This is a genomic window from Hoeflea sp. (assembly GCF_984452065.1).
In genome coordinates, this window is the sequence record NZ_CFHWAF010000069.1 from 15,343 (window position 1) to 24,410 (window position 9,068).

10 protein-coding genes are annotated in these 9,068 nt (G+C 59.8%); 4 read left to right on the forward strand and 6 right to left on the reverse strand.

The window, feature by feature from the left end; all coding sequences use genetic code 11:
* Positions 1-40: 40 nt before the first annotated feature.
* Complete coding sequence (argC, locus tag AC5E6N_RS14230; protein WP_491748426.1) at positions 41-973, reverse strand: N-acetyl-gamma-glutamyl-phosphate reductase; 933 nt, start codon at positions 971-973, stop codon at positions 41-43.
* A 146-nt stretch (positions 974-1,119) separates the two neighbouring features.
* Here argC and AC5E6N_RS14235 point away from each other — a divergent pair, with 146 nt between their 5' ends.
* On the forward strand, positions 1,120-2,292 hold the full coding sequence (locus AC5E6N_RS14235) for a cytochrome-c peroxidase (RefSeq protein ID WP_491748427.1): 1,173 nt from the start codon (positions 1,120-1,122) through the stop codon (positions 2,290-2,292).
* Between the two features lie 177 nt (positions 2,293-2,469).
* Here AC5E6N_RS14235 and rpsI read toward each other — a convergent pair whose 3' ends face one another.
* The 4 genes from rpsI to AC5E6N_RS14255 all read right to left on the reverse strand — a co-directional run bounded on the left by rpsI (position 2,470) and on the right by AC5E6N_RS14255 (position 4,987).
* Positions 2,470-2,946 (reverse strand): 30S ribosomal protein S9, encoded by a 477-nt coding sequence (rpsI, locus tag AC5E6N_RS14240; RefSeq protein WP_491688961.1) that lies wholly within the window; start codon positions 2,944-2,946, stop codon positions 2,470-2,472.
* Between the two features lie 2 nt (positions 2,947-2,948).
* On the reverse strand, positions 2,949-3,413 hold the full coding sequence (gene rplM, locus AC5E6N_RS14245; RefSeq protein WP_136656990.1) for a 50S ribosomal protein L13: 465 nt from the start codon (positions 3,411-3,413) through the stop codon (positions 2,949-2,951).
* A 244-nt stretch (positions 3,414-3,657) separates the two neighbouring features.
* Entirely contained in the window at positions 3,658-4,101 is a 444-nt protein-coding gene (locus AC5E6N_RS14250) for a PaaI family thioesterase (RefSeq protein WP_491748428.1), read from the reverse strand.
* A gap of 16 nt (positions 4,102-4,117) precedes the next feature.
* Positions 4,118-4,987: a crotonase/enoyl-CoA hydratase family protein gene (locus AC5E6N_RS14255; protein WP_491748429.1), complete on the reverse strand. Its 870-nt coding sequence runs from the start codon at positions 4,985-4,987 to the stop codon at positions 4,118-4,120.
* 141 nt (positions 4,988-5,128) lie between these two features.
* On the opposite strand from AC5E6N_RS14255, the gene AC5E6N_RS14260 reads away from it, so the two are divergent.
* A complete protein-coding gene (locus AC5E6N_RS14260; protein WP_491748430.1) occupies positions 5,129-5,950 on the forward strand; it encodes an enoyl-CoA hydratase in 822 nt (273 codons plus the stop codon).
* Positions 5,951-5,986: 36 nt separating this feature from the next.
* Here the strand turns inward: AC5E6N_RS14260 and AC5E6N_RS14265 are convergent, their stop codons facing one another.
* Positions 5,987-6,292 (reverse strand): hypothetical protein, encoded by a 306-nt coding sequence (locus tag AC5E6N_RS14265; RefSeq protein WP_491688957.1) that lies wholly within the window; start codon positions 6,290-6,292, stop codon positions 5,987-5,989.
* 181 nt (positions 6,293-6,473) lie between these two features.
* On the opposite strand from AC5E6N_RS14265, the gene AC5E6N_RS14270 reads away from it, so the two are divergent.
* Positions 6,474-7,001: a CoA-binding protein gene (locus AC5E6N_RS14270; protein WP_491748431.1), complete on the forward strand. Its 528-nt coding sequence runs from the start codon at positions 6,474-6,476 to the stop codon at positions 6,999-7,001.
* A gap of 132 nt (positions 7,002-7,133) precedes the next feature.
* A complete protein-coding gene (locus AC5E6N_RS14275; RefSeq protein WP_491748432.1) occupies positions 7,134-8,417 on the forward strand; it encodes an O-acetylhomoserine aminocarboxypropyltransferase in 1,284 nt (427 codons plus the stop codon).
* Positions 8,418-9,068 lie beyond the last annotated feature (651 nt).

The window sequence follows — 9,068 nt, forward strand, 5'->3', positions numbered from 1 at the left end:
TCCAAATCTGGCCTTTGGCGAGGCACTTTTCCGCCGGCATTCAGCTTGCCAGCATCAGATCCATGTTCTGAACGGCGGCACCGGACGCGCCCTTGCCGAGATTGTCGAGAAGGGCCACCAGATTGACGTGCGGGCCTTCAGCGCTGCCGCAAACGAACAGGCGCATGCTGTCCTTTCCGGCGAGGGCCTCGGCATCGATGCGTTCGATCGAGGCGCTTTCTTCCAGCGTGGCGACCTCGACAACGGACTGGCCGGCATAATGGGCGTTCAGGATTTCGTGAACGCCGGCAGGCGTCGTGCCGCCGCTCAAAAGGTCGAGATGAAGCGGCACCTGGACGATCATGCCCTGCGGGAAGCGGCCGACACTCGGGGAAAACAGCGGAACGCGCTCCAAAAGCCCGTGTTGCTGCATTTCCGGCAGGTGTTTGTGCCGCAGCGAGAGCGCATAGGCAAAATGCGACGCGTCGATATGCTCCGCATGCGCATCGTCTTCCATCTTGGCAATCAGCTGCTTGCCGCCGCCGGTATAGCCCGATACCGCGTTGACCGTTACCGGATAATCGGAGGGCAGGACGCCGGCCATGCGCAGCGGACGTATCAGCGCGATCGCGCCCGTCGGGTAGCAACCGGGATTGGCGACGAACCTCGCATTGGCGATCTTGTCCGCCTGGGCGCGCTCCATCTCCGCAAAGCCGTAGGTCCACCCGGCGTCGGTGCGGAAGGCGGTGCTCGTGTCGATCACGCGCGTGGAATTGCTGCCGCCCAGCATGCCCAGAGCCTGGCGCGATGCCGCGTCCGGCAGGCACAAAATGGCGATATCGGCCTCGTTGAGCCGGTCTTCGCGCATCGCATCGTTGCGCCGCTCGGCTTCCGGTATCGAGATCAGATCGATATCGTCGCGACGCGACAGCCGGGACCTGATCTGCAGTCCGGTTGTTCCGTGTTCGCCATCGATAAAAATCTTCTGTTTCATTTTCTTTCTCGATTACCGTTTCGCGTTTTCAGGATATCCCGCCGGCCCTGACCGTCTCAACGCTTCAATTGCGGCAAAATTGACATATCATTTGCGGGCACTCCCGTATAATTGTACCGGCAAAAGATTTCAATAGGTTTGGTCTTATGCGTTTGTCGAGCCGTTTCCTTTCAACGGCGAGTTTGGCGGTGGTTCTCCTTTCCGCCGGTCTGGCGGTCGCTGACGAATTGACCTTCGGTTCGCCCGAGAAACTGGGTGAGGCGCTGTTTCATGACGTGAACCTGTCGAAGAACCGCACCCAGGCCTGTGCCACATGCCATGCACCCGAGGCCGGATTTGCCGACCCGCGCGACAATGGTCACGACGGCTCTGTTTCGAGAGCCGTGTCGCTTGGCGATGACGGCGTGTCGATCGGAGACCGGAACGCGCCGACCGCCAGCTATGCGCGGTTCAGCCCGGTCTTCCAGCTGCGTACGGACGGTGAATATGTCGGCGGCCAGTTTCATGACGGGCGGGAGCCGGATCTGGAAGGGCAGGCGGGCGGTCCGCCCCTGAACCCGATTGAAATGGGCATGGAAAGCAAGGCGGCGGTGGTTGCGCGACTGGTGGAGAACGCCGACTATGTGGCCGCCTTCAAACGCCATTTCGGCGAGGATGTCTTCGATGAGCCGGAAACCGCCTATGATGCGATGACACGCAGCATCGCGGCCTTTGAGCGGACCGACTTCTTTTCGCCCTTCGATTCCCGTTACGACCGCTATCTCAGGGGCGAGGTCGCATTTACGGATCAGGAGGAACTGGGCCGGACCCTGTTCTTTTCCGACCAGTTCACCAACTGCAACCAGTGCCATCAGCTGCAGGCCATACCCGGCGCCGAGCAGGAGACGTTCAGCAATTACGAATATCACAATATCGGCGTGCCGGTGCATGTCGCGGTGAGGAAGGCCAATGGCAGCGGCGACGGCGCGGCCGATCTCGGACTGCTTGCCAACACGGCGGTCAGCGATCCCGCGCAGGCGGGAAAATTCAAGGTGCCGACGCTGCGCAACGTCGCCGTTACCGGACCTTACATGCACAACGGCATCTTTGCGAATTTGCGCACGGCCGTGGCCTTCTACAACAAATTCAACACCACGGCCCCGTCGGCGCAGATCAATCCGGAGACCGGCGAGGTCTGGGGCCGCACCGAGTTCGAGAATACGATTTCGGTGGAGGAACTGACCCATGGCCCGGCCCTTGAGGAAGAACGGATCGATGCACTGGTCGCGTTTCTCAAAACGCTGACCGATGCGCGCTATGAGCATCTGCTTGAAGATTAAGCGCAATCAGACGCCTTGCGGCCGGTGATCCGGGCCGCCCGATGCGGTGGACCTGGTGCCGCTGGCTGATTGGACAACCGACTGGCATCCGGAGAACATGCAACAATAATTTCTCGGCCCAGGTAAAAAAGGCGCCGCCATTGGCAGCGCCTCGTTTCCGGAATTCGCTCTTCACGCCTAGCGCTTGGAGAACTGGAAGGAGCGGCGGGCTTTTGCCTTGCCGTACTTCTTGCGTTCGACAACGCGGCTGTCGCGGGTCAGGAAGCCGCCCTTCTTCAGCACCGCGCGGAGCGCCGGCTCGTAATAGGTGAGCGCCTTGGAAATGCCGTGGCGAACGGCTCCGGCCTGACCCGAGAGGCCGCCGCCGGTGACTGTCGCCACCACATCGAACTGTCCGTCGCGGGCCGCGGCAATGATCGGCTGCTGCAGGATCATCTGGAGGACGGGCCGCGCGAAGTATTCCGAGAAATCCTTCTTGTTCACGGTGATCTTGCCGGTGCCGGGTTTGATCCAGACGCGGGCAACGGCATCCTTGCGCTTGCCGGTCGCATAGGCACGGCCGTGCTCGTCGATCTTCTGGACGTGGACAGGTGCCTGGACTTCGGCGGCTTCGGTTGCCTCGCCGAGTTCCTCGAGGGAGTTGAGTTCAGCCATGGTCAGCCATTCCTCTTGTTCTTGGCATTGAGCGCCGCGACGTCGAGAACGACCGGCTGCTGGGCTTCATGCGGGTGTTCGGAGCCTGCATAGACACGCAGGTTTTTCATCTGGCGGCGGCCGAGCGGTCCGCGCGGGATCATGCGCTCGATTGCTTTTTCAACGACCCGTTCGGGAAAACGGCCCTCGAAGATCTGCCGTGCGGTGCGTTCCTTGATGCCGCCCGGATAGCCGGTGTGCCAGTAATATTTCTTGTCGGTGTATTTGCGGCCGGTAAACACCGCCTTGTCCGCATTGATGATGATGACATTGTCACCGTCATCGACGTGCGGGGTGTAGGTGGGCTTGTGCTTGCCGCGCAAGCGCAGGGCGACGAGGGAAGCAAGGCGGCCGACGACGAGCCCTTCGGCGTCGATCAGCACCCACTTCTTCTCAACCTCTGCCGGTTTCTGCGAGAAGGTTTTCATTGATTTGCTCTTTCTTCGGACCTTTGAAGCAAAGGCTTTTCTTGTTGCTTGGTGCCGGACCTGCCGGCAAAACGAATATCGGCCCCGAGGGACCGATATTGCGAGGGTTTATAGATCAGGCGGGAAGAAGCGGCAAGGGAAAATTTGCAATATCCGTATCAGAAAATACAAATAATACAATAAGTTATAAAATAGGTATTATATTACCACACCTGTTTTCTTCTTCTCGTCCACGCGAACCCGACTACCGGCGCGGCGGGATCGAGTAGGTCCCGGTCGCGTGGGCGATGATCAAATCATCCGCCGGCGCGCGCATCTCGACATCGAACACCACCAGCGATCTGCCGAATTTGAGAATGCGGCAGATGCCGTCTATCGGTCCGGCCTCCGCCTTTCGCATGAAGTTGATGTTCAGGTTTGTCGTCACGCTCAGCGCCTCGGGACCTGCGTGAGACAGCACGCAGGCATAACCGCCGATATCGGCAAGCGTAAAAAGGGATGGGCCGGACACTGTGCCGCCGGGACGCAAATGCGCCTGCGTTGCATTCAGACGCACGGTGCATCCGCCCGCAACGACATCGACGACCGAATAGCCTGACATGGCGTCGTTCAGTTGCGGATAGACCTCCGACAGAAAAGTGTTGACCTCATCGGCCGACATCAGGGGTTGAGGTGTTTGCTTCGACATGAGGCGTGTCCGTCCGTTAGCTTCCTTTGACCGAGTTTATCGGCCTGTTGCTGGTCCAGTCATAGGTGCCGAGATCGCGCTCGCGGACCGCCTGTTTCCAGCCGACCTCCTCGGCGCGGCGTTTGAAGTTCAGCCCCTCCGGCGAGTGGCGGGTAATGCCGTCGAAGACCGTGGCGAACATCTGCGTCTGATGCAGTCCCATGGCCTCGATCGCCTGATTGACCACGAGCTTTTGCATCATGAGCTGGTTTTTCGGCACTCCGGCAATCCGTTCGGCAAGGGCGTCGACCTCGTTGTCCAGCCGGTTTGCCGGAACCGATTTAAGCACCAGCCCCATATTCTCGGCTTGCGTACCGTCGATCGTGTCGCCGGTAAAGAGCATCCGCTTGGCCTTTTCCGGCCCCAGGCGATAGACCCACATCGCTGTGGTCGGGCATCCCCAGACGCGGGTCGGCATGTAGCCGATGCGGGCATCGTCGGCCATGACGATCATGTCGCAGCACAGGGCTATGTCGGAGCCGCCGGCAACGGCAAATCCATGCACCTTAGCGATGACCGGCTTATGGGAGTTCCAGAGCGACATGAAGCGCTGCGTATTGCGCATCATGAAGGTGTAGTCCTTCATCGGGTCCCAGGGCATGTCCTGGGTTGCTTCAAAGCCTTTTCCCTCACACGCTTCGGCATAATAGGCGAGATCGTAGCCGGCGCAGAACCCTTTGCCGGCCCCTGAAAGAACAATGACATGAACGCGCCCGTCGTCATTGGCGGCAGCCACGGCCGCCTCCAGTTCCCGGGGAAGATCGTCGTCGATCGCGTTGAGGACATCGGGACGGTTCAGCGTTATCCTGCCGATGCGGCCATCCGTTTCGAATAGAACTTTCGCCATCATCACCCTCTCGCGCGGATGCTGTCGTTCGCTAACGTTGACGTAAACGTAAGGGTATGCGTCGCGCTTGCCAAGTCGCATGACGGCAATATACCAAGGAAAGAGGCAAGCATGCCGACGCAAGCCAACGGAGGAACCGGGATGTCGGAAACCGCAGCCGCCAACAGCAACGATCAGGATGCGCTGGTTGTCAGCCAGCTGGCCGACGGCATCCTTCGGCTGACGCTCAACAATCCGCCCGCCAACGCGCTTTCGATTGCGATGATGGAGGCCCTCAAATCGGCACTTGACGGTGCCGGCTCCAACCCGGAGGTTCGTGTCATTGTTATCGCTGCGTCCGGAAAGCTGTTCAGCGCCGGACATGATCTGAAGGAGTTGACGGCCCACCGGTCGGATGACGATCGCGGCCGCGCGTTCTTTGAAAAGACGATGCGCCTTTGCTCCGAGCTGGTGATGGCCATCACCGGCCTGCCCAAACCGGTCATCGCGGAAGTCGGCGGGCTCGCCACGGCTGCCGGATGTCAGCTCGTTGCCACATGCGACCTGGCGATATGTACCGATACCTCGCAGTTCTGCACGCCCGGCGTGAATATCGGCCTTTTCTGCTCGACGCCGATGGTGGCGGTATCACGCGCCGCGCATCGAAAACAGGCGATGGAAATGCTGCTGACCGGAGAACCCATCGATGCCTCGAGCGCGAAGGAATTCGGGCTGGTCAATCGCATCGTTCCCAAAGAATATCTGCGAACCGTGACCGACAAATATGCGGCCGTGATCGCTTCCAAATCGGCGCTGACGCTGAAGATCGGCAAGGAAGCCTTTTACCAGCAGCTGGAGCGGCCGCTGAGCGAAGCCTATGACTATACCGCGCGGGTCATGACCGAGAACATGCTGGCGCGGGACGCGGAAGAGGGCATCAACGCCTTTCTGGAAAAACGCGAACCCGAATGGAGCGACCGTTAGGCCGGGCTCTGTTGCCGAGAACGGAAGGGTTCGCCTCTAACGCTGATCGTCGTCGGTCCGCTGCTTGCATTCCAGAACCCGGCACTGACGCGTGTCCCTCGCGGGGACATAGGCCGTGGCGCCGTATTCGCCGCTCGAGCAGAAGCGTCCGTTTGAAACGTAGATGTCGTAAAGGGTGAGGTCTGCGATACGCGGCGATGGATACCGCAATATGGCTGCATTCTCTTCCTTGAGGATCGCCTGGATACGCTCGCATGTCAGCGTCGGCGTCGCATATCGGTTCAGTGCATGGGCGGGCAGGCTGATGGCCACAAGGCAAAGACACAGTGTCAGTCTTTTCATTTTCCCGTCTCCCCCTCTCTATTCTTTGCTTGGCAGCAGGCCGCCATGACCCTATCGTGCCGCAAAGTGGCTCAGGCGCAAACACCGTGTTCCGGTCCCACTCTCCGGCACCTTGCGTGCGCGACTTTTTATTCGATCCGCGGCCAAGTGTACAGGCGAAGCGTAAAATCAAGTGACACCGATGGACCACGATCACTATACGGACGACTATGTTGCCGAAATCCTGCATTCGGTGAAAACCATCGCCGTTGTCGGGGCCTCACCCAGGGAGGTGCGGCCGAGCTGTTTCGTGGTGAAGTATCTTCTGGCGAAGGGCTATGTCGTCATCCCGGTCAATCCGGGTCATGCGGGCAGGGACATTCTGGGCCAGACGGTCTATGCCGGCCTTGCCGATATTGCGCAGCCCATCGATATGGTCGACGTCTTTCGCGGGTCCGACGCTCTTTCGGGCATTGTCGATGACATGCTTGAACTCGATCCGTTGCCGAAGGTCCTGTGGTCCCAGTTGAGGGTGCGGGACGATGCGGCAGCGCGCAAGGCGGAGGCGGCGGGTATCCGGGTCGTGATGGACCGATGTCCGAAGATCGAGTATGGACGCCTGTCGGGCGAGATCGGCTGGACCGGTGTCAACAGTCGCGTCATCTCGTCGAAAAAGCCCGCCGTGCAGGCCGGATTCCAGGCTCTGGGCATCCGAAGTCCGGTGAAATGAGTTTCCAGGCCCGTGCCGATCGAAGGGCCGGCGTTTCCGAATTTGAAGCCGCGTGCGCAAAAACTTCTTTGACCTTGCCGTAATCCTACGGGATAACCCACTATCCGAACCATCAATCCGGAGGGGATTATCATGCCGAACAGCGAACCGGGCTTCAGCACCCTTGCCATCCATGCCGGCGCGCAGCCGGATCCGACGACGGGTGCGCGCGCGACGCCGATCTATCAGACGACCAGTTTCGTATTCGATGACGCCGACCACGCTGCCTCGCTGTTCGGGCTTAAGGCCTTCGGAAACATCTACACACGCATCATGAACCCGACCCAGGCCGTTCTCGAGGAGCGCATTGCCGCGCTTGAGGGCGGCACTGCCGCGCTCGCGACGGCGTCGGGCCATGCGGCTCAGCTCCTGGTGTTCCACACCATCATGCGGCCGGGCGACAATTTCCTTGCGGCCAACAAGCTTTACGGCGGCTCCATCAATCAGTTCGGCCATGCGTTCAAGAATTTCGACTGGCATGTACGGTGGGGTGATCCGGCCGATCTGGAAGGGATCGAAAACCAGATCGATGAACGCACGCGCGGCATTTTCATCGAGAGCCTGGCAAATCCCGGCGGCACGTTTGTCGATATCAAGGCGATTGCCGATATCGCGCACAAGCACGGCATTCCGCTGATCGTCGACAACACCATGGCGAGCCCTTATCTGCTGCGCCCGATCGAGCACGGCGCCGATATCGTGGTTCATTCAATGACCAAGTTCATCGGCGGTCACGGCAACTCGATGGGCGGCGTGATTGTCGATGGCGGCACGTTCGACTGGTCGGCCTCGGCCAATTACCCCATGCTGTCCGAGCCGCGCCCGGAGTATGGCGGGATCGTGCTGCACGAGACCTTCGGCAACTTCGCCTTTGCAATTGCCTGCCGGGTCCTTGGCCTCAGGGACCTCGGACCTGCAATCGCCCCGATGAACGCCTATCTGCTTTTGACAGGGGTCGAGACGCTGCCGTTGCGCATGCAGAAACACTGCGACAACGCGCTGGAGGTGGCGCGCTGGCTGAAAAACCACGACAAGGTCGCCTGGGTGTCCTATTCCGGCCTCGAGGACGATGACAACCACGCGCTTATGAAGACCTATTCTCCCAAGGGAGCGGGCGCCGTTTTCACATTCGGCCTCAAGGGCGGCTACGACGCCGGCGTCAAGTTTGTCGAAGCGCTCGAAGTGTTCTCGCATCTTGCCAATATCGGCGACACCCGATCGCTCGTCATCCATCCGGCCTCCACAACGCACCGCCAGCTTTCGCCTGAACAACAGGTGGCCGCCGGCGCCGGTCCGGATGTTGTTCGCCTGTCAATCGGTATCGAGGATGTGGCCGATATCGTCGCCGATCTGAACCAGGCCTTGCACAAGGTCTGATATCTCAATCCGCACCTGCCTCAAGGGCCCGGCCGCGCTTGTCGCGCCGGGCCTTTCGCTTGAATGGGGACAGGCTCCCAATCACGGGTTCTGCCTTTTCCACCATGATGCGCCACTGCATGTTCTCCTCCATGTTGTGCAAAAAGTGGAAGCCTCACACTGTCCGAACACAAATCACCCCAGACAATTGAACGGTCCCCAACATCAGCGCCTCGGTGAGGCGAAAGGGGAAACAAACAACATCCCCGGCAAAGCGCAAGGGACCGCCAAAACCGACACGACCCGCCGTACGACGCGCCGTCATCGCCGCCCTCTCGCCAAAGCCGCCGCCAGTAAAATGCCCACACTGCCTCACAACGATCAAAATCGCTGAACAACAGGACAAAATCGCAAAAACTTCAGAAGCAGGACAATAGGTCATGTTGGCTGTGTTTTTTGAGACACCTGTCGAGAATGCCTCCGGATAGAATTGGCATTCAAAACATGGCTAGAGCGAGTTGTGATTAGATTGAAGCATTTGATGGCGGAAAATCGGTTCACTCGGCAAGGCGCGTCGCGCAGCGCGATGTGGTGCATCGGGCAAGCGGCGCAACGCTGCCGATGGGCCGATTTGCCGCCACCCCTGAAAGGACTGTCGTGTTGAAATTCAGA

Excerpts from the sequence above, each read along its gene's own strand:
- AC5E6N_RS14265 (WP_491688957.1), bottom strand. The coding sequence starts at position 6,292 with ATGAAAAGACTGACACTGTGTCTTTGCCTTGTGGCCATCAGCCTGCCC.
- AC5E6N_RS14275 (WP_491748432.1), top strand. The coding sequence starts at position 7,134 with ATGCCGAACAGCGAACCGGGCTTCAGCACCCTTGCCATCCATGCCGGC.
- AC5E6N_RS14260 (WP_491748430.1), top strand. The coding sequence starts at position 5,129 with ATGTCGGAAACCGCAGCCGCCAACAGCAACGATCAGGATGCGCTGGTT.
- AC5E6N_RS14235 (WP_491748427.1), top strand. The coding sequence starts at position 1,120 with ATGCGTTTGTCGAGCCGTTTCCTTTCAACGGCGAGTTTGGCGGTGGTT.
- rpsI (WP_491688961.1), bottom strand. The coding sequence starts at position 2,946 with ATGGCTGAACTCAACTCCCTCGAGGAACTCGGCGAGGCAACCGAAGCC.
- AC5E6N_RS14270 (WP_491748431.1), top strand. The coding sequence starts at position 6,474 with ATGGACCACGATCACTATACGGACGACTATGTTGCCGAAATCCTGCAT.
- AC5E6N_RS14250 (WP_491748428.1), bottom strand. The coding sequence starts at position 4,101 with ATGTCGAAGCAAACACCTCAACCCCTGATGTCGGCCGATGAGGTCAAC.
- rplM (WP_136656990.1), bottom strand. The coding sequence starts at position 3,413 with ATGAAAACCTTCTCGCAGAAACCGGCAGAGGTTGAGAAGAAGTGGGTG.
- argC (WP_491748426.1), bottom strand. The coding sequence starts at position 973 with ATGAAACAGAAGATTTTTATCGATGGCGAACACGGAACAACCGGACTG.
- AC5E6N_RS14255 (WP_491748429.1), bottom strand. The coding sequence starts at position 4,987 with ATGGCGAAAGTTCTATTCGAAACGGATGGCCGCATCGGCAGGATAACG.